This window comes from Cryobacterium sp. HLT2-28 (assembly GCF_004402495.1).
In the GTDB taxonomy this organism is placed as follows: domain Bacteria; phylum Actinomycetota; class Actinomycetes; order Actinomycetales; family Microbacteriaceae; genus Cryobacterium; species Cryobacterium mannosilyticum.
In genome coordinates this window covers 41,205-63,883 of sequence record NZ_SOFH01000002.1, presented here as the reverse complement: position 1 = coordinate 63,883, position 22,679 = coordinate 41,205, and the positions used below count along the sequence as shown (strand labels likewise).

Annotated in this window: 18 protein-coding genes; 7 read left to right on the top strand and 11 right to left on the bottom strand. The window is 72.0% G+C overall.

Going from position 1 to position 22,679, the window contains the following annotated elements:
• Window positions 1-168: 168 nt before the first annotated feature.
• From cofC to E3O48_RS00520, 4 genes are all read right to left on the bottom strand, one after another.
• On the bottom strand, window positions 169-891 hold the full coding sequence (gene cofC, locus E3O48_RS00535; RefSeq protein ID WP_134536910.1) for a 2-phospho-L-lactate guanylyltransferase: 723 nt from the start codon (window positions 889-891) through the stop codon (window positions 169-171).
• Between the two features lie 343 nt (window positions 892-1,234).
• On the bottom strand, window positions 1,235-2,809 hold the full coding sequence (locus tag E3O48_RS00530) for a M1 family metallopeptidase (RefSeq protein WP_241982332.1): 1,575 nt from the start codon (window positions 2,807-2,809) through the stop codon (window positions 1,235-1,237).
• 463 nt (window positions 2,810-3,272) lie between these two features.
• Window positions 3,273-4,112 (bottom strand): coenzyme F420-0:L-glutamate ligase, encoded by an 840-nt coding sequence (gene cofE / locus E3O48_RS00525; protein WP_134536946.1) that lies wholly within the window; start codon window positions 4,110-4,112, stop codon window positions 3,273-3,275.
• A gap of 20 nt (window positions 4,113-4,132) precedes the next feature.
• Window positions 4,133-5,134 (bottom strand): TIGR03557 family F420-dependent LLM class oxidoreductase, encoded by a 1,002-nt coding sequence (locus E3O48_RS00520; protein ID WP_134510000.1) that lies wholly within the window; start codon window positions 5,132-5,134, stop codon window positions 4,133-4,135.
• A 100-nt stretch (window positions 5,135-5,234) separates the two neighbouring features.
• Here E3O48_RS00520 and E3O48_RS00515 point away from each other — a divergent pair, with 100 nt between their 5' ends.
• Both E3O48_RS00515 and E3O48_RS00510 read left to right on the top strand, forming a co-directional pair.
• Complete coding sequence (locus tag E3O48_RS00515; protein WP_134536909.1) at window positions 5,235-6,071, top strand: exodeoxyribonuclease III; 837 nt, start codon at window positions 5,235-5,237, stop codon at window positions 6,069-6,071.
• A 78-nt stretch (window positions 6,072-6,149) separates the two neighbouring features.
• Window positions 6,150-6,791: an antibiotic biosynthesis monooxygenase gene (locus E3O48_RS00510; RefSeq protein ID WP_134536908.1), complete on the top strand. Its 642-nt coding sequence runs from the start codon at window positions 6,150-6,152 to the stop codon at window positions 6,789-6,791.
• 15 nt (window positions 6,792-6,806) lie between these two features.
• Here E3O48_RS00510 and E3O48_RS00505 read toward each other — a convergent pair whose 3' ends face one another.
• Window positions 6,807-7,736, bottom strand: coding sequence for an AEC family transporter (locus E3O48_RS00505; protein WP_134536907.1), 930 nt, complete (start codon window positions 7,734-7,736; stop codon window positions 6,807-6,809).
• 82 nt (window positions 7,737-7,818) lie between these two features.
• Between E3O48_RS00505 and E3O48_RS00500 the strand changes: the two genes are divergently transcribed.
• Both E3O48_RS00500 and E3O48_RS00495 read left to right on the top strand, forming a co-directional pair.
• Entirely contained in the window at window positions 7,819-8,634 is an 816-nt protein-coding gene (locus tag E3O48_RS00500) for an alpha/beta fold hydrolase (protein WP_166788567.1), read from the top strand.
• Window positions 8,635-8,740: 106 nt separating this feature from the next.
• Window positions 8,741-13,636, top strand: coding sequence for an SCO7613 C-terminal domain-containing membrane protein (locus E3O48_RS00495; protein WP_134536905.1), 4,896 nt, complete (start codon window positions 8,741-8,743; stop codon window positions 13,634-13,636).
• A gap of 11 nt (window positions 13,637-13,647) precedes the next feature.
• On the opposite strand, the gene E3O48_RS00490 is transcribed toward E3O48_RS00495, so the two are convergent.
• Complete coding sequence (locus E3O48_RS00490; RefSeq protein WP_134536904.1) at window positions 13,648-14,436, bottom strand: GntR family transcriptional regulator; 789 nt, start codon at window positions 14,434-14,436, stop codon at window positions 13,648-13,650.
• Window positions 14,437-14,548: 112 nt separating this feature from the next.
• Between E3O48_RS00490 and E3O48_RS00485 the strand changes: the two genes are divergently transcribed.
• A complete protein-coding gene (locus E3O48_RS00485; protein WP_134536903.1) occupies window positions 14,549-15,955 on the top strand; it encodes an MFS transporter in 1,407 nt (468 codons plus the stop codon).
• A gap of 40 nt (window positions 15,956-15,995) precedes the next feature.
• Window positions 15,996-17,078: a nucleoside hydrolase gene (locus tag E3O48_RS00480; RefSeq protein WP_134536902.1), complete on the top strand. Its 1,083-nt coding sequence runs from the start codon at window positions 15,996-15,998 to the stop codon at window positions 17,076-17,078.
• A gap of 87 nt (window positions 17,079-17,165) precedes the next feature.
• Here the strand turns inward: E3O48_RS00480 and E3O48_RS00475 are convergent, their stop codons facing one another.
• Window positions 17,166-18,119: an oxidoreductase gene (locus E3O48_RS00475; RefSeq protein WP_134536901.1), complete on the bottom strand. Its 954-nt coding sequence runs from the start codon at window positions 18,117-18,119 to the stop codon at window positions 17,166-17,168.
• 170 nt (window positions 18,120-18,289) lie between these two features.
• On the opposite strand from E3O48_RS00475, the gene E3O48_RS00470 reads away from it, so the two are divergent.
• Entirely contained in the window at window positions 18,290-19,696 is a 1,407-nt protein-coding gene (locus E3O48_RS00470; protein ID WP_134536900.1) for a glycosyltransferase, read from the top strand.
• A 71-nt stretch (window positions 19,697-19,767) separates the two neighbouring features.
• Here the strand turns inward: E3O48_RS00470 and E3O48_RS00465 are convergent, their stop codons facing one another.
• From E3O48_RS00465 to E3O48_RS00450, 4 genes are all read right to left on the bottom strand, one after another.
• Window positions 19,768-20,295, bottom strand: coding sequence for a pyridoxal 5'-phosphate synthase (locus tag E3O48_RS00465; RefSeq protein WP_134536899.1), 528 nt, complete (start codon window positions 20,293-20,295; stop codon window positions 19,768-19,770).
• A 98-nt stretch (window positions 20,296-20,393) separates the two neighbouring features.
• A complete protein-coding gene (gene rbsD / locus E3O48_RS00460; RefSeq protein WP_134508809.1) occupies window positions 20,394-20,777 on the bottom strand; it encodes a D-ribose pyranase in 384 nt (127 codons plus the stop codon).
• On the bottom strand, window positions 20,774-21,697 hold the full coding sequence (locus E3O48_RS00455; protein WP_134536898.1) for a ribokinase: 924 nt from the start codon (window positions 21,695-21,697) through the stop codon (window positions 20,774-20,776). Before E3O48_RS00455 ends, rbsD begins: the two co-directional genes overlap by 4 nt.
• Entirely contained in the window at window positions 21,694-22,638 is a 945-nt protein-coding gene (locus tag E3O48_RS00450) for a substrate-binding domain-containing protein (RefSeq protein ID WP_134536897.1), read from the bottom strand. The genes E3O48_RS00455 and E3O48_RS00450 overlap by 4 nt, the downstream gene beginning before the upstream one ends.
• Window positions 22,639-22,679 lie beyond the last annotated feature (41 nt).

Here is a 22,679-nt window from a genome sequence, read left to right as displayed (position 1 = left end):
GACGGATGCCGCCGCTAGCCGACGCGGCCGGCATCCGCTTTTCTCCGCGGCGTCCGAATCTGCTTGATGCGGAGATCCTCGGGACGCGCCGCGATCCGCGCCCGGAAACACCGCGTGTCGCGAATAACTCCATTCCGGAGCGTCAGCGCCCGGAGCAGGCGCCCGGAGTCAGCGCCCGATCGAGGCCGGGTCGGCGGCGACCAGGGGACGCGTGTGCACCCCGAGCCCGAGGCGCTCCGCGACGAGCAGGTCGGCGGCGGTGTCGACGTCGCTGCGGATGCCGGCGGCCGGCGGGATCTCCAGGGGAACGTGCCCGGCGGCCTCGTGCGCCGCCCGCGAGCCCGGCCCGAAGCGGGGCTCGACCGGCACCCCGGCGAGCGCGAGCAGGGTCGTCGTGCCGGTTCCGGCGGCGTCGGGAACCATCGATCGCTCGTGGCCGGCGGCGAGCGCGAGGGCCTGCTCGACGTCGGCGGGCGTGAGGGCCGGGAGATCCCCGGTCAGCACCAGCAGGTTCGCCCGCGGGAACCGGGTGCGCGCCGCGGTCAGCCCCTGCCGGATCGCCGCGTTCATCGGGCCGGCCGGAGGCCGGGCGCTCTCGCCGGAACCCTCCCCGGCAGCCGGTTCCGTCACGGGCACGGCTGCTTCCGGCACGGCTGCTTCCGGCACGATCTCCGCCCCGAGGGCGGCCAACCGTGCGGCGAGGGCGTCATCGGCCGTGACTACCAGCACCCGGCCCACCCGCGGTGCCGCGAGCACCGCTGCGACCGTGTCGAGGGCGAAGGCATCCGCCAGCCGGGGCCGGTCGGGCCGGTCGCCGAGCCGGCTCTTCGCGTCCGGGTTTCCCTTCACCGGGACGACCGCCACCCACTGCGCCGACTGCCCCGATTCCATGCCCCGAAGTTTACCGTCGCGGGTCGGCCCGGCCCAGCCCGGCGATGCTCGCGAGAAGCACCGGGCTCACCGCAGGCCTCCGCCGAGCCGTCGCTCGAGCGCGTCGACGGCGTGCCCGGATGCCCCGGGTCGCGCCATGCCCGGCCGCAGCTGCCGCAACGCAGGATGGTTCAGACGGAGATTTGCGCGACTCGCCGCCATTCGCGCCGAGGCAACCGGCGCGTCGCGAAAAACTCCATCCCGACGGTCGGCGGTGGGGTCGGTTTCACCGCGGATGCCTCCGGTCGCCGGGCTAGATCCGCCGGAGTCCGGCGGCGCCGGCCCGCTCTCGATCGTGAGGAGCTCAACGAGAGCCTGGCCGACCTTCTCTGCCGTGGGAACCCGCGAACCCGACGGGCGCCTGGGTTGCTTGAGCGCTCCTCGCCGGAGACGGCGCTTGGGGCTGGGGCATTGCCGGGCGGTCGCCTTCGCGCAGCCAGTCGTCGAAGAAGGTGTGGAGTTGCTGGCCCGAGGTCTTTTCCATCACGGCTTCGAAGTCCTCAGTGGTCGCATTCGAGTCGTTGTACCGGGTGAGCCACAACCGGGCGCCGGCGAAGAACGCGGCATCGCCGATCTTGGCGCGCAACGCGTACAAGGTGGCCGCTCCCCGCAGGTAGACCGGATTCGCGAACAGATTGTCGCGACCCGGGTCTGCGATGTTGAGCGCCCAGCCGTTGGTTGCGTCGAGAAATGCCACGGTGTCGGCGAACTGGTCGGGAATTGTGGCCGTGCCTTGATGCTCGGCCCACAGCCACTCGATATAGCTCGCCCAGCCTTCGTTCAGCCAGATGTCCTTCCAATCTGACGGGGTGACAGAGTTGCCGAACCACTGGTGACCCAGTTCGTGCACCACCGTGTATTCGTCCGCGACCCCTGAGTAGACCGGACGCGTCTGGGTTTCCAGCGCGTAGTCGACCGAATCGTCGTCGACAATCGCGCCGAACGACTCGAACGGGTATCGCCCGAACTGGGCCTCCAGAAAGGTGATCATCCGGGGCTGTAGCGCGAGGGCCGCTGTCGTCTCTGTGAGGGCCTCACCCGTGACACCATCGTCGACAGCATTGATGATGGGCAGACGGTCCGAACTCGGGTCGCGGGATATGGCGAAGTCACCGACGCTCGCCGTCGACAGGTAACTGGACATCGGGTCCGTTGCCCGCCACGTCCAGGTCGTCCACCCGGCCTTGGTACGGGGCTCCCCTGCAGGCAGGCCGTTCGCCACAGCCGTCTTACCGGCCGGGACCGTGATCCGGAAGGTGTACGTTGCCTTGTCTTGCGGGTCGTCGTTCACGGGATACCAGGTCGCCGCGCCGTCGGGCTCATTGACCACCATGGCCCCGTCAGCAGTGGTGACCCACCCGTAGAGAGCACCGGTCGTGTCGAGCGGCCGCCCGGTGATCCCGCCATACTCAATGACGATGGTCGTCGTCCGTCCTTCTTTGAGCTTCGGCAGCAGCCCGACGGTGAGTTCCCAGTATCGGTTCGCATCGTCCTGAATCTGTGACCACTCGGCGCTGTCTTTGCCGCGCGAATCCCCGTGTACCGCCGCCTTGCCGTCCACCCGGACCGAGGTGACGTCGAGCCCGCGCAAGTCGAAGTTCAGTGACTGTAGATCCTGCGTCGCGCGAAGTGTGATGGTCGCGACGGCGCTCAGGCGGCCGGTGAGCACCGTGGGGTCCACCGGCGGCGAGTAACGGAGAGCGAGGTCGTAGTGCTGGACGTCGTACCCGCCGTTGCCGGCGTTGGGGAAGTACGGGTCACCGCTTCCGGCGGCGCCGGCCGGGTAGCGCGCCTCATCCTTCCCGGGAGAGACCTGCGCCGTACCACTGAGCGCGCCGAATCCGATCGTTGCCGGAACGACCGCGACCGCCGGTGTCACCCTCACCGTGCCTGCAGACGTGTTGGGGGTCGCTGCTGTTCCAGTCCCGCAGGCAGCCAGTGCGAACACGGACAGCCCCGCGAGGGCGACGGTGTGGAACTTTCTGGATGAGTGCACGAGACAACCCCTTTGTTGGGAGTGACGGTTGTTGGGAGTGACGGCGGACAGGGACCTGCGGGACAAGACAAGAGTGCGAATGCCAGGTTTCAGCGCTGCTTCGTCGAGTTCTTGACCAGGTCTGGGACGCTCGAAGGCCGACCGGAGTGAAGTGGTTCGGTGGGGCTTCCGAGCCTGTTGTCGCGGAGACCTGGGTCAATGGCAACGGTTCGCGCAGAAAATCCTCAACTTAGCGCTCCGCCCCGGAAACAGCAACGGCACCCATGTCGATTGCCGTACTCGTCGACGCCGTCTCGCAGTGGGGCGCTCGGTGCCTCACGGCGCGCCGTCACGCCGCCTCACTGCGCTAGCCGCGCCCCGACCGCTCCGCCACGGGACCCGCCGCGCGTGCCGCGGCGATTCCGGCGGCATAGCCCGCCGCGTACCCCTCTGCCACGGCTTCGGCGGTGCCGAGCCGGAACATGTCGGTCTCACTCGGGCGCAGCAAAGCGGATGCGCCGCCCGCGGCATCCTGCGGCGCCGGCCCCTGCTGCAGTTGCAGCGCCTCAACCAGCCGGCCGAGCCCGCGCACGACGGCGACGGGGTTGCCGCTGGTCTTGCCCTTGACGAGGTCGGCCGCGCCGGCGATCTCGTCGGCGACGGCGGCGACGGTGACGTCGAGTTGCCGGCCGGAGGCATCCGTCGTGCCGCGCAGGTCGTCGAGCACCGCCACCCCAGCCGCGCCGATCGCAATGTCGGTCTGGCCCTCCCGCCACGGGCGGCCGACCGTGTCGGTGATCAGCACGCCGAGCCGCAGCCCGGTGCGCGCGCGCAGGGCGGTGCAGAGCGCGCGGGCGGAGGCATCCGGGTCGACGGGCAGCAGCAGCACCGTGCCGTCGGCGGTGTTGCTCGCGTCGACGCCGGCCGCCGCCATCACAAGTCCCTGCCGGTTCTCCACGATGCGGGTGACCCCGCCCGGGTAGACGCGGGTGGCGACCACGCGCACGGTCTCGTCGGTGATCGCCTGCTCCCGGTCGGTCGCGGCGACCTGGCGCCCCTCGGCCTTGGAGACAATTTTGCTGGTCACAGCGAGGATATCGCCGTCCGCCAGACGGGCGGCCGGCGACTCGGCGGCGGCCAGAATGAGCGCGGCGAGGTCGTCACCGGCCCGCACCTCGCCGATGCCCGCGAGCACGAAGACGTGCATCCCGGTGGGGTCGGGCGCCACTACCGCACGAGCTTCGGCAGCACGGATGCGCCGAACACGTCGATCCACTGGCGCTGGTTGCGCCCCACATTGTGCAGGTAGATCCGGTCGAAGCCGAGGTCGACGAACTTCTGGATGTAGGCGCGGTGGTCGTCGGGGTCGGCCGAGATGATCATCCGCCCCTCGAAGTCCTCCGGCCGCACCAGCTTCGCCATCTGCTCGAACTCGAACGGCGACCGGATGTCCCCCTTCGGGAACTTCATCCCGCCGTTCGGCCATTCGTGCAGCGCGTTCGTCATCGCCTCTTCGTCGGTCTCGGCCCAGCTCATGTGCAGTTGCAGCACCTTGGGCATGGTCGACGGGTCCTTGCCGGCGTCGCGGGCGCCGTCGTCGAACTTGCCGAACAGCATCGAGATCTTCTCCAGCGGGGCTCCGACCGTGATCAGGCCGTCGGCCTGCCGCCCCGCGCGCTTGGCGGTGACCGGCCCGGCGGTCGCGACGAGGATCTCGGGGGCAACCTCCGGCATGGTCCAGAGCCGGGTCGACTCGAGTTTGAAGAACTGGCCGGAGTGCTTGACGTCCTTGCCGGCGATCGACGCGGTGAACAGCTTCGAGATGATCTCGATGGCCTCGAACATGCGGTTGATGCGTTCGGGGGCCTCGGGCCAGTAGCCGCCGACGATGTGCTCGTTGAGGGCCTCGCCGGAGCCGAGGCCGAGCCAGTGCCGGCCCGGGTACATCGACGCCAGCGTGGCCGAGGCCTGGGCGACCATCGCCGGGTGCCAGCGGAAGGTGGGCGCGGTGACGCCGGGGCCGAAGTCGCCCTTGGTGCGCTCGGCGACCGCGGCGAGCACGCTCCAGACGAACGAGGACTGGCCCTGGGCGGGCACCCACGGCTGGAAGTGGTCCGCCGCCATCACGCCGGTGAAGCCGTGTTCCTCGGCGTAGGCCGAGAGCGCAACGGCCTCCGCCGGCGCGAACTGCTCCAGCATCGCCGCGTAGCCGATCTGCAAATCCGTCATGGGTCCACCCCTGCCTTCTGGTCGTGCGTCAATCCTGCCATTGCTGTCTCCGAGTATCCCCGTCCCGGGCGGTGCGGTGTCCGTCAAATAGGCTGGGGGCATGCGCATCGCCACCTGGAACGTCAATTCGATCCGAGCCCGCGTCGACCGGGTGGTCGATTGGATGGTGCGCGAGGACATCGACGTGCTCGCGATGCAGGAGATCAAGTGCAAGCCGGAGCAGTTCCCGGCCCATCAGTTCGAAGAGGCCGGTTACGAGCTGGCCATCCACGGCCTGAGCCAGTGGAACGGGGTCGCGTTCGCGAGCCGTCACGAACTGACGGATGTCGCCACCGCCTTCCCCGGGATGCCCGGTTTCCAGAAGGGCGAGGAAGGTCCCGGCCTGCCGCTCGAGGCGCGTGCGCTCGGCGCCACCGTCGGCGACCTGCGCCTGTGGAGCCTGTACGTGCCGAACGGGCGGTCCCTCGACGACCCGCACTACGCCTACAAGCTGGACTGGCTGGCCCGGCTCGAGGAGCACGCGCGGCAGGAACTCGCCGCGAACCCGCAGCTGGCCCTGGCCCTGATGGGCGATTGGAACGTCGCCCCGTTGGAGCGTGACGTGGGCGACCCCACCCTGATCCCCGGGGTCTCCACGCACATCTCGCCGCCTGAGCGCGCGGCCTTCGCGGCCTTCGAAGGCGCGGGGCTGCACGACGTGGTGCGCCCGCTGGTTCCGGAGGGCTTCACCTACTGGGACTACAAGCAGCTGCGTTTCCCGCGCAACGAGGGCCTGCGGATCGACTTCATCCTCGGCTCGCCGGCGTTCGCCGACCTGGTCACCGGGGCGAGCATCCACCGGGGCGAACGCAAGGGCGACGCGCCCAGCGACCATGTTCCCGTCGTGGTGGAGCTGGCCCTGGACGGCGAGGACGACGACCGCCCGATGATCTTCTAAGCGGGTGCCCGGCCGCCCGCAACGAGCCGGAAACGAGACGGCAACGGTAGGAGTGCACGCAGCGGCGATACTGGAACCATGTCTTCCGTGTCTCCGGGGAACGCCGCCGGAGCGCCACAAGCGCAGCCTGCGTCCTCCGTCACCGTGTCCGTCACCCGCCGGGTCGAGCCCACCCGAATCCCGGACGCCACCCACTGGGCCCAGCAGGGGATGGACCTCGCCGGCAGCTTCCCCGGGTTCCTCGGCTCCGGCTGGGTGCGCGCCACCGCGGATTCGCTCAGCTGGCACATGCTCTACCGCTTCGCGAACTCCGAGCTGCTGGATGCCTGGGAGGGCTCTGAGGAGCGGGCGCACTGGCTGATCGACGGCCACGATCTCATCCTCGACGCCCGGGTGGAGAAGCGCACCGGTATCGAGGGTTGGTTCGACGCCCCTGCTTCCGATGATGACGACGTCGACGCGGCGCCATCCTTCCAGCCGCCGCGGTGGAAGCAGGCCGTGAGCATCGGGCTGGGCTTCCTCCCGACGAACCTGGCCTTCACCCTGCTCGCGACCTGGCTGATCCCCGGCTGGCACGACGTGGACGTCCTGCCCAAGATCCTGGTGACGACACTCGTGATGGCCCCGACCATGACCTTCCTGGTGATGCCGCGGGTCACCCGGATGCTGCGGCCCTGGCTGACGCGACGGCCGGCGGCCAGTCACCCGATCCGGCACTGATTTCGACGGGCTCGCTCAGCGACCGGGCGCCAGGAGCGCCGCGATCAGCAGCAGGGCCGGCACCGAGGCCAGGGTCGTGACCAGCACGGTGTCCCGCGTCACCGTCACGCCACGGTCATACCGGGCGGCGAAGTTGTAGATGTTCTGCGCCGTGGGCAGCGCGGAGATGGTGACGACACCGAACAGCTCGGCCGCGTCGAGCGCGAACACGAACCGGCCGAGCAGGAATGCGATCGACGGCACCACGACCACCTTGATCACGGCGGCGGTGGCGACCAGCCTCCGCCCGGAGCCGGCCCGCAGCAGCCGCTCCCCGGAGAGCGACATCCCGAACGCGAGCAGCACCATCGGGATCGCCGCACCGCCGAGCAGCTCCAGCGGCGCCAGCACGGGAGCGGGCAGCCGCATCCCCGAGATCGAGACCAGCACCCCGGCTGCGGAGGCGATGATCATCGGGTTGCGCAACGGCTGGGTCAGGATGGCGCGCACGGACAGCCGGCCCCTCGTCGACACGTCGAGCACCGCCAGGATCACCGGGGCGAGCACGAGCAGTTGCAGCAGCAGGATCGGGGCGACGAAGCGCGCGCTCCCGAGCACGTAGATGGCCACGGGCAGCCCGATGTTGTTCGCGTTGACGTAGCCCGACGAGGCCGCGCCGAGAACGGTTTCGGCGACCGGGGTGTGGAAGAACAGCCGCGCGATGACGAGGTAGAGCCCGGCGCCGAGCAGGACGCTGCAGAGGCTGGTCAGGAGGAACGACGAGAACAGCACCCGGGCATCCGCGTGGGACAGCACCGTGAACAACAGGGCCGGTGTCGCCACGAAGAAGGCGACCCGGTTGAGCACCCGCTGCGCGCCCGCGCCGGCCACCCCGAATCGTTCGATCAGGTAGCCGACCAGGATCACGAACCCGATGATGGCGAACCCCACCAGCACACCGCCCATGGGACAGAGCCTACGGGGTGGCGGCGGCCGAAAGTCAGCCGGGTCCTTGCGGCCGGAGAAGCGGCCCGCCTACGCTCGAGCCATGCCCCATCTCACCGTTCCAGGCGCATCGCTGTACTACGAGACCGACGGGCATGCCTCGGCGCCCGCCCTACTGCTGCTGCACGCCGGCATCGCGAACCTCCGGATGTGGGACCCGCAAATCGCCGCGCTGGCGGCCGGCCACTTCGTCATCCGCTTCGACAGCCGCGGATTCGGCCAGACCAGCACCGAGGATGTCGCCTTCTCCAACCGCGCCGACGCCGTCGCCGTTCTCGACCACCTCGGGGTGGCCGCGGCCACCCTGGTCGGGTGCTCTCGCGGGGGCTCGATCGCCATCGACCTGGCCCTGGAACACCCCGACCGGGTGACCGGGCTGGTCACGATCGGGTCGGGCCCCAGCGGTTTCCCCGAGGTGGAACTGACCGAGGCGGAGGATGCCCTCTTCGACGAACTCGACCGCGCGTTCGACGTGAAGGACTGGCACCGCCTGGCCCGGCTCGAAGTCGCCCTCTGGGCGATCGGGCCGCTCCGCACCGAAGCCGACCTCGACCCCGAGTTCCTCTCCACGGCCTATGCCCTCAACCGGGTGAACGTGGTGCACGCCGAGGAGAATCCGCTCCCCATCCCACTGGAGCCGCCGGCGAGCATCCGGGTGGTCGACATCGAGGTGCCTGCCCTGGTCACGGTCGGCGAATTCGACATCACCCCCGCGCTGGCGCAATACGAATACCTGCTGTCGACCCTGCCGCAAGCCACCGGCTGCACGTTCCGGAACACCGCCCACCTGCCCAGCGCGGAACGGCCGGCGGAGTTCGAACGGGTGCTTCTGGCCTGGCTGGCCGAGAACCGGCTGTAACCCACCCGCGGTCGGTCATCACGTGCCCCCGGTTGCGACCGTACCGCCACGAACGCACCCGTGCCGCTAGCCTGTGGGGAAGGTTCACATCCAGCGAGGGGCAACGATGTCAGGCACCGGAACACCAGGCTCGTTCGCGCAGTTCGCGGGGCGGGTGCTCTGGCCTCGCCGGCCCGCCGACCTGACCGATGTCACCCAGTGCCCCGCCTGCCAGTCCCGGCTGCGATCGTTCCGCTGCCCGTCCTGCGGGCTCGACCTCTCGCACCCCGCGGCGACGGAGCTGCTGGCCGCGTCGACGGATGCCGCGGCGCTGCTCGACAAGCGCGTCGCGCTGATCGGGCGCATCCGCTTCGACCTCGAGCGGGCCCGCACCGCGCAGCTGCCGCTCCCCCGCGGCCCGGTCGCGGCCGTAGCCTGTGCCGTGGCCGTGGCCGTGGCCGAGGCCGTGGCCGTGGCTGCGCCGACGGCCGCCGCGGCGCCCGAATCCTCGACGACTCCCGCCGCGCCGCCGGTCTTCGCGCCGCCGGTCTTCGCGCCGCCAGTCTTCGCGCCGCCGGCAGGCGCACCACCGGCAGGCGCACCGCGGCCCGCCCAGCCGCTGCTTCCGCTCGGACCACAGCCGGCGCCTCCGCTCCCGCCGCGAGCCGAGCCCCACGCCGCCGGGGCATCCCGGCCGCCGAAGCGCTCGAGCGTGCAGATCCTCCTGCTGCTGGTCGGCGTCACGCTCGTGTCGGTCGCGGCGATCTTCTTCCTCACCGTGGCGTGGCTCTTCGCCGGGCTCGCGGTGCGCTCGCTGATCGTCGGCCTGGTCACAGTGGCGGCGCTCGTCACCGCGGCGGCCCTCCGCCGTCGCACTCTCGTGGCGACGGCCGAGGGCATCGGCGCCCTCGCCGTCGTGCTCGTGCTCCTCGACGCCTGGGCCCTGCGGCAGAACGACCTGTTCGGGCTGGCCGGAACGGACGCCCTGACCTACTGGGGCGTGACCCTGGTGGCCTGCACGGTCCTCTTCCTGGGCTGGCACGCCGTCTCCCGGCTCCGGGTCGCCAGCGTCGCCGGGTTCGCCGCCGCCGCACCGGGGCTGGGGCTGCTCGCCGCGGGCCTGGCGACCGGGCAGCCCGACGCCACGCGCCTCTACCTCGCGTTCCTCGGCGCGTCGATCGGCGCGCTGGTGCACCGGTTCACCCTGCCCGCACCGGGCCGGGACTCCGATGCCCCGGTCGGCGACGCCCCGGTCGGCGACACCCCGGTCGCCGTGGCTCCGGTTGCCGAAGCCCCGAACGCCGTTCCCGCCGCCGCCCCGACTGTGCGCGGCGGCCGTTGGCCCTCGATCGACCGGGTGCCGGAGCGCGCGGCCGTGGTCACCCTGGGCGGCCTGGCCCTGGCCGGCGCCTTCCTCGCCGCCGTCTTCGTCGACCCCGCCAACGCGCTCGCGCCTGTCCTCACCCTCGGGCTGGTGGCGGCCGCCGCCCTGCTGCACACCGTCGTCGTGCTGGTCGCCCCGGCGGCCGGCGGGCCACATCGCGCGTTCGCCTCCGGCGCGGCCGCGCTGGCCACCCTGGCGGTGGTGGCAATCGCTCCGGTGGCCACCTTCCGGGCCGGCGACCTCGCCGGAGCCACCGCCGGGCCGATCCTGATCGCCGTCGGCCTGGCCCTCGCCCTCGAGCTCCTGGCCCGCCGGAGCTCGGGGCCGACCCGCACCGCGGCGATCGTCGCCGCCCTGACCGCGGCATTCGCGGCAGCCAATTTCGCCGTGCTCACGGGCCTCTATGCCGCCATCCCGCTGGTCGGCGCCGTGGCCGGGGGTCTGTCCGGGGCCGGTGATCCGCTCGCGCCGCCGGTCGCGGAGAACGTCTGGGCGCTCGGCGCCCTGGCCGGGGTCGGCCTGCTGACGACGCTCGCCTGGGCGCTGGGCGGCATCCTCACGGTCAGGGCTCGTGTCATCGCCTGGTTGTTCGCCGTCGTCGCGGTGCTCGCGGTTCCGTTCCTCGGCGCGCTCTGGCTGGTCACCCTGGTCTACGTGCTCCTCGGCCTGCTGTCCCTCCTCGGTCTGCTGCTGCAGCGGTTCGGCCGGGCGTCCTTCGGCCGGTTCCGCCCGGTCGTCGTCGCCTTCCTCACCGCCACCGTGCTGTTCGGCTACCTGGTCAGCTGCAACAGCAGCGGCAGCTGGTGGGTCGGCTCGGCCGGGGCGATCGTGGCCCTGTTCACCGCTCGGCTCCTCGTCGACCGGGCCAGAGGCGGCACCGTCCGCGGGGCACTGCTCGCCGGCGCGCTGCTGCTGACCCTGGTCGCCGCCGTCGCCGCGCCCTGGGCGCTGAACCTCGACGCGGCGCCGACCGGGGACGCCCGGCTGGTCGACCAGCTCCGCGGCCTCACCCTGGTGGCGGCCCTGCTCCAGCTCCTCGTGGCCGTCCCCCTCCCGCTGTTCGGGGCGACCGAACGCCGCTGGGCCTTCTGGACCCTGCTCGCCCCCACGGCGGCCGCCTTCGCGCCGCCGCTTTCCGCCATCGCGGAAGGTCTCACGCCCGCCGAGCATGCCACGCTCCTGCAGGGCGAACCGGCCGCGGGCATCGCGCACGCGGCGATCCTGCTCGCGGTGCCGCTGGTCTGGGTGCTGGCGCCCCGCAACCGTGAGCTGCACCGCGAGCGCCTGACCGCCGCCGTGGCGCTTGCCCCGGTGCTCCTGCTGCTGGGGTGGAGCGTGATCCGGGCGACGGATGCCCCGGCCGCCGTGGCCACCATCGCCCTTCCCGCCGCGGCCGCCGCGCTGCTCGTCTTCGCCCTCGCCCTGTTCCTCGGCACCCACGGCTGGCCCACAGCCGGGGCCACCGCCACAGCCGGGGGCGCGGACCGCGACCGCGACCGGCTCGCCGTCGAGGCCGGCGCAACGCTGGTGCTCGTGCCTGCCACTGGCTGGGCCGTCACCGCCGACCCGGACCTCGGCTGGCTGGTGCTGCTCGTGGCCGGCGTCGGGGCCCTGGTCGCGGCGATCGCGGCCGACGGCCTCTTCGCCTCCCGCTCGCCGCGCCGCCACCTGGGCTGGCTGGCCATGGTCCTCGGCATCGCCGGGCTCTGGCGGGGGCTCTCCGCCGCCGGCACGGCCGCTCTCGAACCCTTCGTGCTCTCCGTCGCCGGGCTGTTGCTCGTCGTGGCCGTGCTGGTGCGCCGGTTCGGCCGGGTCGACCGGGCCGCCGCCGCCAGCCCGGTCGCCGCCCTGCTCACCCTGGCCGGCCTGCTCGTGGCCGTGCTGCCGCTCGCCGTGGCCGGCCAGACCGGCCCGGTCGCCCGCCCGGTCGTGGTCATGCTGGTCTGCGCCCTGCTGCTCCTGGCCGTCACCGGCATCCGCTGGTCGCCGGCCCGGTCGGCCTACCTGGCGGCAGCCGGCACCGCGGGGGCGGCCGGCCTGGCCCTCGCCGTCGTGGCCCGGGCGGTCACCGTGCTGAACGAACCCGGGCCGCCGGACGGCCGCCTCGAACTGTGGCTGCTGCCGCTGGCCGTCGTGGCGGCGGCCGCCTTCCTGCTGCCTCGCCACCCGGATGCCCGCACCCGGTCCGCGCGCCGGTTCGCCGGCATGCTGCTGCTGGCCGGCGTTCTCACGATCGTGAGCCTCGCCGAGATCGCCGGCTTCGACGGCGCGGGCGGCCAGGCCGAAGGCTGGGTCGGCACCCTGCGCGGAACCGCGCTCGTGCTCGGGCTGGGCGCGCTTCACCTGCTCGCCCTCACCAGGGACGGCAGCCGGGGGCCGTTGCGCGCGGAAACCGGCTGGCTGGCCGTGGCCCTGGCTGTGCTCGTGGCGTTCGTCGCGATCGTGACCGGAGCGGTGGACCCGCTCGAACTCGTCACCGTGCCGCTCGGCCTCGTCGTCGCCGTGGGGCAGCTGCTTCCCCGGCTCCGCGTCGGCGGCCTCGCGTTCGACGCCCTGGCCACCCGCCGGTTCGGGGCCGGCCTCGCGATCGGGCTGCTGCCCAGTGCGTTCACCGGCGGCGACGCCGTGCTGCGGCCGATCCTCGCGCTCGCGGTCGGCGGCGCGCTGGCCGTCGGTGCGGCCGTCCTGACCCCGCACCGGCGGTGGAGGGCGCCCGCCGGGCTCGCCCTCGTGCTCGGCCTGGTGGGAGTCGTCTCGGCCGCGGGCGGGCGCATCGTGAGGCTCCTCGCCGAGGTGCCGGCCGGCCCGGATGCCCGGCTCGAGGCCTGGCTGTTCCCGGCAGCGCTCGCTCTCGTGGTCGCCGGCACCATCCTCGTCACCGGAGCTCACGGCCCCGCTGCCCTCACCCTGCCTGTCGGCGCGATCCCGGCCGGCGCCGGCCGGCCGACGGATGCCGTGGCACTCCGCCGCGGCTACACGCTGGTCATCCTGGCGACCGCGCTCGTGCTCGCCGCAGAGCTGCCCGCCCTCGACTTCGCGCCCCTGGCCACGATCCGGGTGATCCTGCTCGTCTGGACCTTCTCCTCCCTGCACCTGGCCGCGTTCTGGCTCGACGAGAGCCCGCTCGGGCGCGGTGTCAGCTGGGTGTTCATCGCGGCCGGGGCGGTCGCCGTGCTGGCCGGCTTCGCACACGCGGCTCCCGACACGATCGAGATCGTCAGCGTTCCGCTCGCCGTCGCGCTGCTGACCACGGGCTGGTTGCACCTCGAGGCGACGCCGGCCGCGCGCAGCTGGCCCTGGTTCGCGCCCGGCCTGCTCGTGCTCCTCGTGCCGTCACTGCTGCTCGACGTGACCGAGAGCCCGCTCTGGCGGGTGGTCGGCCTCGGCGTCGTCGCCACCGTCGTGATCGTGGTCGGCGCGATGCGCCGCCTGCAGGCGCCCTTCGTGATCGGCGCCGTCGTGCTGCTCGTGCACGCGATCGCCCAGCTCTGGCCGTGGATCTCGCTGGCCTACGGCGCCGTGCCGTGGTGGCTGTGGCTCGGGATCGGCGGCGCCGTGCTGATCGTGCTCGCCGCCCGCTACGAGCAGCGGATCGGCAACCTCAAGGCGATCGCCCTGGGCATCTCCGCGCTGCGCTGAGGAGGACCCGATCAGGACTGCGCGGAGTGGCTGATCGTCAGCTGCACGGGGTTCGTGTTGATGAGGGCCTTGGAGAGGTAGAACGGGTGTCCCTCGCGTTCGAGGGTCTGGGTGAGGATGAGCACGGGGCTGTTCGCGGGCAGCCCGAGCAGCTTGCCCCTGGTCGCCCCGGGAACGCCGATCGTGATGTCGGTCTCGCCGGGCCCGAAGGTCGGCCCGAGCACCGCGATGAGGGCGGAGAGCACGCTGCGGGCATCCGCCTGGTCGTCGGCGACGGCGGCGACGGCGGCCTGGCCGAGCCGGTCCAGTCCCTCGGCCGGCACGTGTTCCTGCAGCAGGGCGATCGGCGCGCCGTCGCGGGAGATGACGCTCTCGATGAACCAGGACGGTTCGCCGGGCAGGATCCCGATCGCGTCGGCGGTGAACGCCGGCGACGAGGGCTGCAGTGCGTTCTGGGTGCGTCGCACCTGCACCGGCTGGCCCGTCTCGCCGAGCAGGTCCTCGATCGGGCGGATCTTCTGCAACCCGAGGTGCGGCAGCCGGTCGGCGACGAATCGGCCGATTCCCCGGCGGCTGCGCACGAAACGGTCCTCCTCGAGGAGCATCAGCGCCTCGCGCACGACCGTGCGGCTGACCCCCATCGCGGCGCCGAGTTCGGTCTCCGAGGGCAGGAGGGAGGCGATCGGCAGCGAGCCGTCGCGGATGGCCTCGGTGATCCGCGAGTACACGGCCACGCGCAGCGGAATCCCGCCGGTGCTCTCGAGCGGCCCGGCCAGGGCCGCCTCGGTGCGTCGATCCATTCGTCTCCCCCGGTCGCGACCGAGTATACCGGGCGGAACTGGTGCACGTGTATAACATGCATGTACACTAAGCGTATCGACCTTGTGGTTGCTCCAACGAAGGAGTTCGTTCATGCTCGTGCTTGCCCCCGAAGTGATCCCGGCACCCGTCCGGGACCGGGCTCCCCGCTCCGCCGGGGTGCTGATCGGCACACTGGTGCTGGCCATCCTCACCTTCCAGCTGAACGCGACCCTCCTCTCCGCCGCCCTGCCCGCGATCGGCGTGCAGCTGGGCGAGAGCATGCGGGACGTCGCCCGGGTGCAGTCGACCTTCTTCCTCGCCGGCGCCGTGTTCGGCATGGTGTTCTCCCGCTGGAGCGACTTCATCGGCCGCAGGCGCAGCCTGGTGATCGTGCTCACGATGCTCCTGGTCGGCACCGTCGTCTGCGTGCTCGCCCCCAGCCTCGCGATGCTGCTCGTGGGCCGGGTTCTGCAGGGTGCGGCCAGTGCCACCTTCACGATCTCCTTCCTGCTGCTCTCCGAGCGGCTGGACTCCCGCCTGTTCGGGATCGCGGTCGGCATCATCACCTCGGTCAACGGCGGCCTGTTCGGCGTCGACGGGCTCCTCGGCGGCCTGGTGACCGACACCATCGGCTGGCGGTTCCTGTTCGTGATCACCCTCGTTCTCGGGCTGATCGCGATCGTCTGCGTCGCCCGGTTCGTGCCGCAGGATGAGCCGGGGACCCAGGCCGGGTCGATGGACTGGTGGGGCGCCGGCATCCTCTCCCTCTTCCTGGTCTCGGTCACCAGCCTGATCTCGCAGGCCTCCTCCGCCGGCTGGTCGGACCCGCTGACGATCGCCTGCCTCGGTGGAACCCTCGTCACCGCCGTCGCCTTCGTCCTGGTCGAGAACCGGATCATCCGGCCCCTGATCCCGATCCGCGCCCTGCGCTCCCGGCAGGTCTGGCCGCTTCTGGTCAGCACGGTCCTGACCATGGCGGGAGCGTACTCGGCACTCAACTTCACGGTCATCATGCTCAGCCAGGACCAGCAGGTCGGTTACGGCCTGAACGCGTCGATGTCCGCGCTGCTCTACCTCTCCCCGACCGCCCTGTTCGGCGTGACCGCGGCGATCTTCTCCGGCTGGGTGGCCGTGCGGATCGGCTGGATCACCTCCCTCCGGCTGAGCAGCGGCCTGATCGCGCTGGTCGCCGTGGCTCTGGCCGTGTTCGCCCTCGACCGCTGGGCCGTCTTCGGCCTGCTCATCGTGATGGGGATCTGCTACCTCGGCCTGTTCCAGAGCGCCGTCAACGGCGTGTCCGTGCTCAACTCCCCGCCCGAGGCCCGCGGGGCCCTGCCCGGTCTCAACGGCGCCTGCTTCGGGATTGGGATCGGCACCGGCATCGCCCTGGTCGCGCCCGCCGTGGCGACGGCATCCGCCGCCGGTTACCAGAGCGCGCTCTGGATCTCCGCCCTGCTGTGCACGGGGTCCTTCCTCGCCTCCCTCGTCCTGCGCGCCGCCGTGAAGACCGGCGCCTGACCCCCTCGAACCCGTCGACCCCGAAATGGATGGTTCACCGATGAACACCCACCCCACCCCGCTCACCCCGATCTACCTCGACTGCGACACCGGGGTCGGCGACGCGCTGGCGATCGCCTACCTGCTCGCGACGCCCGGCATTCGCCTGGCCGGGATCGGCACCGTGGCCGGCGCCCTGAATGCGGCCGTCGCCGCCGCCAACACCCTGAACCTGCTCGCCACGGCCGGCCGCGACGACATCCCCGTCGCCGTCGGCGGGTACGATCCCGTGGACGGGCCGCGGCCCGGGACCCCCGGGCACGGCCGGACCGGACAGGGCCGGAACGGGATCGGGGACGTGCTGCTCCCCCGCTCGCGCCGGCATCCCGTGGACGAGAGCGCCACGGAACTCCTGATCCGGCTCGCGCACGAGCACCCGGGCAGGCTCGAGATCATCGCCACCGGGCCGCTGACCAACCTCGCGGAGGCGCTCTACCTCGACCCCGAACTGCCGCGCCTGGTGCGCCGAGTGACGGTCATGGGCGGCGCCGTCTTCGCACCGGGCAATGCCGGCAAGTTCGCCGAGGCCAACGTCGCCGCCAACCCCGAGGCGGCCGCGGACGTGTTCGCGGCCAGTTGGCCGGTGACCCTGGTGCCGCTCGACGTGGCCCTCGCCCACTCCTTCGACGAGACCCACCGGCGTGCGCTGGCCGCCGCGGAGGGCCTCACCCAGCAGGCGCTGGCGCAGATGCTCGGCACCTGCTTCACCTATTACGAGAAGCACTTCAGCACCCGGCGGATGTCCCCGCACGACTGCCTGGCCGCGGCGTTCGCCTCCGGTGACCTCGACCCAGAGCGGATGCCCACCCTCCGCATCGGCGTCGACACGACCGCCGGCCCGCGTCGCGGCCAGACCTACTTCGCCAAGGTCGACGGCCCGGTCAGCGCCGACGTGCGCAACGGGCAGAACCCGCACGAGGCCCGGGTGCTGCTGTCCCTGCGCCGGGATGCCGCGCCGCGCCTGCTCGAGCGGATCCTCGCCCTCGCGCCGGCGCGGACCACGACTCCGGCCCGGTCCACCGCAGCGGTGCCCATGCCGGAACCCGCCTATGCCGCCGGCCTGTCCGAATCGGTGGCCGCCTGAGCGGGGCTGCGGGAGCTTCCGCACCGCGTCGGACCGCGTCGACCGGGACCGCGTCGCACCGCGTCGGACTGCGTCGACCCGGACCGCTCAGCCGAGGGCGTAACGCACGCCGGTGAGGCGTTCGCTCTCCTCCCAGAGACGCCGGGCATCCGTGCCGTTCTTCGCCGCCGCCGACCGGTCGACGAGGCGCGGGTGGCCGCGCTGCTCGCCGCGCCCGTCCGGCCCGACGAACGAATCGCCGGCCAGCCCGGGGGCCGTCGCGGCATAGAGGGAGGGCAGCGCGCCCATCTCGGCCGGCTGGGCCAGGAATCGGTTGGCGAGGGCGGACACGCCCCGCTGGAACGCGCTGCCCCGCATCGAGGGTCCCACCGCCTGCAGGTTGGTGTCGGCGTAACCGGGGTGCGCGGCGAGCGCGAGGAGCGGCAGGCCGGCCACCGCGGCCCGGCGTGCCAGCTCCTTCGTGAAGAGCAGATTCGCCAGTTTGCTCTGGCCGTAGGCGGCCCAGCCGCTGTAGCTCGCCTCCCCCATCAGGTCGTCGAAGTTCATCCGGCCGCGGCGGTGCAGGGTCGAGGAGACCGTCACCACCCGGGCGGCCGGGCGGCGCAGCAGGGAGCCCAGCAGCAGCCCGGTGAGCGCGAAGTGGCCGAGGTGGTTGGTGCCGAGTTGCAGCTCGAAACCGTCCGCGGTGAACCGCCGCGGCACGTTCATCACGCCGGCGTTGTTGACCAGCAGGTCGAGCCCGTCGACGTGTTCGTCGGCCCATGCGCCGGCGAAGGCGCGAATCGAGGCCAGGCTCGACAGGTCGAGCGTGCGCACCTGCACCCAGGCATCCGGTGCGGCGGCCCGGATGCGGGCGGCCGCTTCCTCGCCCCGGTCCGGGTCGCGCGCGGCCAGGGTGACGGATGCGCCGTGCCGGGCCAGTTCCGACGCCGTCACGAAGCCGAGCCCCGAGTTCGCGCCCGTGACGATGGCCGTGCGGCCGGCCAGATCGGGAATGTCGGCGGCGGTCCAGCCGGACCGGGGCGGTGTGCTTCGGGCCATGGTTTCGTCCTCACTCGCGCTCCGACGGCGCAATAAGAGCACTGTAAACGATTGCGCCCCGGGCTGACCCCCGCACCGAGCGAAAGGCCCGGCCTGACCCCCGAAATGGGAGGGCGCTCCTTTCGTCGATGAGCGGGGAAAGGCATAGCGTTGAGGGGAGGGGTTACAGGATGTCCGGCACGGAGCACGCGCAGCACGCGGACTCACGCCCGCCCGAATTCCCGCAGAGCACACCGCCCACGGCCCGGCCGGAGCACCCGCGGAACGCGTACACAGGCTTCTACCTGTCCGTGACGGTCAAGTTCCTGCTCTCCACCCTCTTCGCAGTCTCCTGGGCTGGCGCGGCGGTGTGGATCTCCCAGCCCTGGATCGCCGATCTCTCCCACAGCGTCGGCGAGCCGGCCGCCTGGGTCATGGTCACCCTCGTCGCCTACCTGCCCGGCTTCGTGGTGGCGTTGATGACCATGTCGCTGCTCCTCGACCGCCAGCCGCCGTTGCGGATCAGCAACCCGGTGTCCCCGGTCACGATCATCGTCGCGGCCCGCAACGAGCAGGCCGGCATCGCCGGCACGATCCGGTGCATCGGCGAGAGCGACTACGCCGGCGCGGTCACCGTGATCCTCGCCGACAACGGCTCGGAGGACGCGACGGCCGCCGTCGCCGCCCGGACCGCCGCCACCTCGGGCATGACCCTGCAGGTGCTCCCCGAGTCGAGCCCGGGCAAGTCGCACGCCCTCAACACCGCGCTCGAGCAGGTCACGACGCCCTACGTCATCACCGTAGACGCCGACACCCTGCTGCACCGCGAGGCCCTGCGCCGCCTGATCTCCCGGCTCGAGTCCGCCCCGGCCGATACGGTCGCCGTGGCCGGCACCGTGCTCGTGCGCAATTCCCGGGTCAACCTGCTCACCCGCATGCAGGAGTGGGACTACTACCTCGGCATCGCCGCTGTGAAGCGCATGCAGGGCCTCTACCAGGCCACCCTCGTGGCCCAGGGCGCGTTCTCGGTCTACCGCACCGATGACGTGAAGGCGATCGGCGGCTGGCCAGACGCGATCGGCGAGGACATCGTCGTCACCTGGAAGCTGCTGCAGCAGGGCGGACGAGTCCTGTTCGAGCCCACCGCCGTGGCGTTCACGGATGCCCCGGCGACCGTCCCGCACTTCCTGCGGCAGCGGGCGCGCTGGGCCCGCGGCATGTTCGAGGGGCTGCACGCGGTGCCGCCGTGGCGGCAGAAGCGCCGGCTGGCCGGCCTGATCAGCGGGATCGACTACCTCATCCCGCTGCTCGACGTCGGCTACGCCCTGATCTGGCTGCCGGGCCTGGTCCTGTTCCTCTTCGGGGTCCCCGCGATCGTATCGGTCTGGGCGCTGACCGTGCTCCCGGTCACCCTGCTCATCTACGGCGGACTCCGCCGGCACCAGCGGCGCTCGGTGTTCGGCCCGCTGGACCTGCACGTGCGGCGCAACGCGGTCGGCTACCTGGCCTTCCTGCTCGGCTACCAGGTGCTCTGCTCGTTCGCGTCGCTGGCCGGCTACACGCAGTACCTGGCGGGTTCCGCGCGCCGCTGGAAGTAGCCGGCCCGGCCTGGTTCCCGGCCCGGCCTGTTCCCGGCCCGGCCTGTTCCCGGCCCGGCCTGTTTCCTGGCTCAGCCGGCGGTCAGCTCGTAGCGGTGCCGCACGTGGTTGCGGTCGGCGCTGGCCTGCCAGAACTCGATCTCGACCGGGCGCAGGGCGTACAGCTGCCAGGCCGGGTTGGCGCCGCCGCCCGCCGCCGGACGCTCGGCCCAGTCGAGGGCGGATGCCTCCGCCGAGAGCTCGGAGACCGGTCCGAGCACGCGCACCTGCCGGCCGAGGCGCGACCAGTAGAAGTTCATCGCGGCCTGCGGGTTCTCGCCGAGTTCGCGACCCTTGCGCGAGGTGCGCGCCGACGCGAACTGCCAGCCCCGGGCATCCAGGTTCTTGAGGATCAGCATCCGGGACGAGGGCATGCCCGCCGCGCCGACCGTGGCGAGGCTGAACGCGTGCGGCTGCGGAACGCCCGCGGCGAGTGCGTCCTCGAACCACTCCTTGAACAACACCGTCGGGTCGTCCGGCGCGGTGGCCGGGTCGAACACGGGCAGGTCGCTCGGGAAATCCGGCAGGGCGCGCAGCCGGCGGCGGAAGGCTTCAGTCATCCGGCGAGCCTACTCCGGGCACCCCTGTCGCGGCTCAGGTTGGGGAGGCGGGCGCAGGGTCCAACCTGAGCCGCCTTCCCCAACCTGAGCCGCGAGCATCAGAACGAGACGCCGCAGACCAGCGCCGCGTTGGCGAACGGGGTGGCCTCGCCGGTGCGGATGAACAGCTTCGCCGAGGCGGAGAGGTCCTTGAGCTCCTCGTGGCTGATGTACTCGATCTCGTCGAACCGGTCGGCCAGCCAGGCCCCGGCCGGAGCCCCCTGCGCCTCGTCCGCCGCGATGGCGTGCTGCACGACCAGCTCGCCGAGCAGCGCGTCGAGCACCTGCTCGAACCGCGGCACGCCGTGCACGAGGGCCAGGTCGATCACCGGCACGCCGCGCGGGATGGGCATCCCGCAGTCCGCGAGCAGCACCAGGTCGGTGTGCCCGAGCCGGGCGATGGCCCCCGACAGCTCGGCGTTCAGGATGCCCCCGCGCTTCACGCGAGCACCTCCGGCATGGTGTCGGCCAGGGTCGGGTACGACGTCTGGGTGCCACGTCCCTGCACCGCGAACGCGCCGACGCGCACGGCGAAGCGTGCCGCGTCCAGCAGCGAGGCTCCGGCCGCGAGCCGGGCGCTCAGCGCCCCGACGAACGCGTCGCCGGCGCCGGAGGAGTCCACCGCGGACACCACCGGCGACGGCACGCTGGTCGTGCCGCTCGCGTCGGAGCAGATCGCCCCCTTCGCGCCGCGGGTGAGCACCACCGATGCCACACCCCAGGCGCGCAGACGGGCCACCAGGTCTTCGTCCGTCGCGGGGATTCCCGCACCGGGTTCGACCTGGGCGAGCACGAGGGCAGCCTCGTGCTCGTTGACGACGAGGGGATCGGCGCGCCGGATCGTCTCGGCGGCCACGGGGATGACCGGCGCCAGGTTCAGCACCACCCGTCCCGTGGCGAGCCGGGCAGCGGTGTCGATCCCGTCGGCCGGGATCTCGCCCTGCAACACGACCACCGCGGCGGCGGCGATCTCGTGCGCGTTGGCGGTGACGGCATCCGCGCCCACCAGAGCGTTGGCGCCGGGGATGACGACGATGGTGTTCTCGCCGTCGTCGGCCACGGTCACCAGGGCCAGGCCGGTCGGGCCGTCGACGGTCTGAACCGCAGACTGCCCGACTCCGGCGCGGGTCAGGATCGCGGTCGCGACCTGCGCCTGCGCGTCCCGGCCGACGGCGCCGACCAGGCGCACGGTGGCACCGAGCTGGGCGGCGGCGACCGCCTGGTTTGCGCCCTTGCCGCCGGGGAGGAACTCCATCGACTTCCCGATCAGGGTCTCGCCGGGCAGCGGGTGGCGTTCAATGGTGATCAGCTGGTCGACGTTGATCGATCCGACGACGACCACTGACGCTGTGGAGGGGATCACTTGGCGAAGTCGCCCACGTTCGTCTTCGTGACCGAGACGACCTCGACGGGGACGGTCTTGTCGACCTTGGTGCCCTTGATGGCCTTGACGGCGAGTTCGACGGCGAGCTTGCCGAGTTCGGCCGGCTGCTGCGCGATGGTCGCGACGAGGGTGCCCTTCTTGATGGCGGCGAGGCCATCGGAGGTGCCGTCGAAGCCGACGACCATGACATCCGTGCCGGCGCGGGCTCCGAGGGCCTGAACGGCTCCGAGGGCCATCTCATCGTTCTCGGCGAACAGGCCGGTCACGTCGGGGTGCGCCTGCATGAGGTTCGTGGTCACGTCGAGGGCGGCGGCGCGGTCGAAGTTCGCGGTCTGCTTGGCGACGACCGTGATGTTCGGGTAGGCCTTCATGCCCTCCGCGAACCCGGCGCCGCGGTCACGGCTGGCGGAGGTGCCGGAGACGCCCTGCAGGGCGATGACGCTGCCCTTCTCGCCCATCGACTTGGCGAGCTCGTCGGCGGCCTGGCGTCCGCCGGCGACGTTGTCGCTGGCGACGAGGGAGGTCAGCTCAGCGCCGTTGACGGTGCGGTCGACGGCGATGACGGGAATATTGGCCTTGGTCAGGGCCTTGACGGCGGATGCCGCGGCATCGGAGTCGACCGGGTTGACGATGACTGCCTTGGTGGCGCCGGCGGCCGCGGTGGCCAGTTGGTTGGCCTGGGTGGCCGAGTCGTTCTGGGCGTCGACGATGTTCAACTGCACGCCGGCGGTCTTGGCGGCCGCCTGGGCGCCGTCGCGCAGCTCGACGAAGAACGGGTTGTTCAGGGTGGAGATGGCCATCACGATCTTGGTGCTGCCGGCCGCGTCTCCGCCGCCCCGGCCGCAGGCGGTCGTGCCTGTGAGGATCAGGGCCGCGGTGGCGGTCAGTGCGGCGATCTTGCGGAATGAGGAGGACTTCATTGTTTTTCCTTTGTTGGTGGAGCGGGGTGGTGATGTGAGGG

What these genes read in the sequence shown, in the direction of transcription:
- E3O48_RS00470 (WP_134536900.1), top strand. Translation starts at nt 18,290, where the DNA reads ATGTCCGGCACGGAGCACGCGCAGCACGCGGACTCACGCCCGCCCGAA.
- E3O48_RS00485 (WP_134536903.1), top strand. Translation starts at nt 14,549, where the DNA reads ATGCTCGTGCTTGCCCCCGAAGTGATCCCGGCACCCGTCCGGGACCGG.
- cofE (WP_134536946.1), bottom strand. Translation starts at nt 4,112, where the DNA reads ATGCACGTCTTCGTGCTCGCGGGCATCGGCGAGGTGCGGGCCGGTGAC.
- E3O48_RS00500 (WP_166788567.1), top strand. Translation starts at nt 7,819, where the DNA reads ATGCCCCATCTCACCGTTCCAGGCGCATCGCTGTACTACGAGACCGAC.
- E3O48_RS00480 (WP_134536902.1), top strand. Translation starts at nt 15,996, where the DNA reads ATGAACACCCACCCCACCCCGCTCACCCCGATCTACCTCGACTGCGAC.
- E3O48_RS00515 (WP_134536909.1), top strand. Translation starts at nt 5,235, where the DNA reads ATGCGCATCGCCACCTGGAACGTCAATTCGATCCGAGCCCGCGTCGAC.
- E3O48_RS00490 (WP_134536904.1), bottom strand. Translation starts at nt 14,436, where the DNA reads ATGGATCGACGCACCGAGGCGGCCCTGGCCGGGCCGCTCGAGAGCACC.
- E3O48_RS00450 (WP_134536897.1), bottom strand. Translation starts at nt 22,638, where the DNA reads ATGAAGTCCTCCTCATTCCGCAAGATCGCCGCACTGACCGCCACCGCG.
- cofC (WP_134536910.1), bottom strand. Translation starts at nt 891, where the DNA reads ATGGAATCGGGGCAGTCGGCGCAGTGGGTGGCGGTCGTCCCGGTGAAG.
- E3O48_RS00505 (WP_134536907.1), bottom strand. Translation starts at nt 7,736, where the DNA reads ATGGGCGGTGTGCTGGTGGGGTTCGCCATCATCGGGTTCGTGATCCTG.
- E3O48_RS00475 (WP_134536901.1), bottom strand. Translation starts at nt 18,119, where the DNA reads ATGGCCCGAAGCACACCGCCCCGGTCCGGCTGGACCGCCGCCGACATT.
- E3O48_RS00520 (WP_134510000.1), bottom strand. Translation starts at nt 5,134, where the DNA reads ATGACGGATTTGCAGATCGGCTACGCGGCGATGCTGGAGCAGTTCGCG.
- E3O48_RS00495 (WP_134536905.1), top strand. Translation starts at nt 8,741, where the DNA reads ATGTCAGGCACCGGAACACCAGGCTCGTTCGCGCAGTTCGCGGGGCGG.
- E3O48_RS00465 (WP_134536899.1), bottom strand. Translation starts at nt 20,295, where the DNA reads ATGACTGAAGCCTTCCGCCGCCGGCTGCGCGCCCTGCCGGATTTCCCG.
- E3O48_RS00510 (WP_134536908.1), top strand. Translation starts at nt 6,150, where the DNA reads ATGTCTTCCGTGTCTCCGGGGAACGCCGCCGGAGCGCCACAAGCGCAG.